This is a genomic window from Streptomyces sp. NPDC047453 (assembly GCF_040643155.1).
Taxonomy (GTDB): Bacteria; Actinomycetota; Actinomycetes; order Streptomycetales; family Streptomycetaceae; genus Streptomyces.
Window position 1 is genome coordinate 1 of record NZ_JBEYTS010000189.1, and the last position, 1,202, is coordinate 1,202.

Sequence of the window (1,202 nt, forward strand, 5' to 3'; positions counted from 1 at the left end):
TTTCGTCAGCTGAGGGCACAAACGATCTCCGAGACGAGGTGCCGCCTTCACTGGTGGAGGGCGGCCCATGACCTTGACTCGGTCATTGAAACTCCAGCCCAAAGCCGCTCCACCGACCTCGCGCGGACCCTGCCACAATTCGCAGGTGGCGGATCAACCCCTGAGTCTCGAGTTCGCGTCGCTCAATGAAGCCAGAGCGCTGCACAAGATGCTGTTCGAACAAAAGTTTGATGCGTCCGAGGGGATCTTCTTTGGGAGCCCGTTCATCGCCGCTGTCCAGCATCGCCTCCTGGAGCTCATCATCGAGGCCGACTCCGCCGATGGGCGAGCTGCCGCTCGTCCTCAATGGGAGCAATGGAGGCAGGCCGAGGCTCACCCTCACCTCCTGACCGTCGTGCGCCGTCACCTGACCGAGAACGCCGCCACCGTGGCCGCATGGACACCGGATCAGCGTGAGGCATACGTCCGGACCGTCCTGGCACCACTGATCCCTTCGGAAGCATTGCTACGCGAGCTGACTACGGCATAACTGGCGCACCGGTCTACTGGTGGGATGAGCCTGGGCCGCCTCTGGGCCGCCCGAGGCGAACCGACGTTGACAGATGATGACAACTAGTCCCGGCGTCCGCGCAGGTCACAGGCTCAGCTACAGGGGGCCGCCGCACGTGAGGGACTTGGGCCATCACTTCCAGAAGAACTGGCTAGGGCAACTCGCGGCGCACCAATGCCTTGGCGAACGGCTCCCCGCTCGAGCGGGCGTGCGCCATGCGTTCACGGATCTCCCTGAGGGTCCGCGGTCGATAGCCGGGACCACCGCAACAGCTCTTGTGGAAACGGACACCCGCGTTCAACAGCACCGAGAGCACTCGCCGGCCAGCGGTGTCCCGACGACGCGGCACGGCGAAGGCGGAGCCAACATGGATGAGCGGTTCAGCGCAACGCGGGCACAACCGTTCGTGGTCGCCGACGTACGGTTGCTTGTACGAGGCCCGGCACGGCAGGCAGACGTACGAGGTTTTTCCATGCGCCATGCGCTAAGACTACGGACGGTACCAGCCAGACTCCACAGGATTCCGTGAACGGGGCAGGCGTCCCGCACCCGTGCCGGGTCACGTCCGCTGGAGTGGTGTATCGACGGCCACTCGGTGATCTCGTCTTTGAGGCTATGCGCTGAGTTCGGTGGGCAGGGCGGTGTCGTCGGT

2 protein-coding genes are annotated in these 1,202 nt (G+C 64.4%); one reads left to right on the top strand and one right to left on the bottom strand.

Going from position 1 to position 1,202, the window contains the following annotated elements; genetic code table 11:
* Positions 1 to 145 precede the first annotated feature (145 nt).
* A complete protein-coding gene (locus ABZ818_RS42865; protein WP_361427795.1) occupies positions 146 to 529 on the top strand; it encodes a hypothetical protein in 384 nt (127 codons plus the stop codon).
* 172 nt (positions 530 to 701) lie between these two features.
* On the opposite strand, the gene ABZ818_RS42870 is transcribed toward ABZ818_RS42865, so the two are convergent.
* Positions 702 to 1,031, bottom strand: coding sequence for a deoxyxylulose-5-phosphate synthase (locus ABZ818_RS42870; RefSeq protein ID WP_361427798.1), 330 nt, complete (start codon positions 1,029 to 1,031; stop codon positions 702 to 704).
* Positions 1,032 to 1,202: the final 171 nt, after the last annotated feature.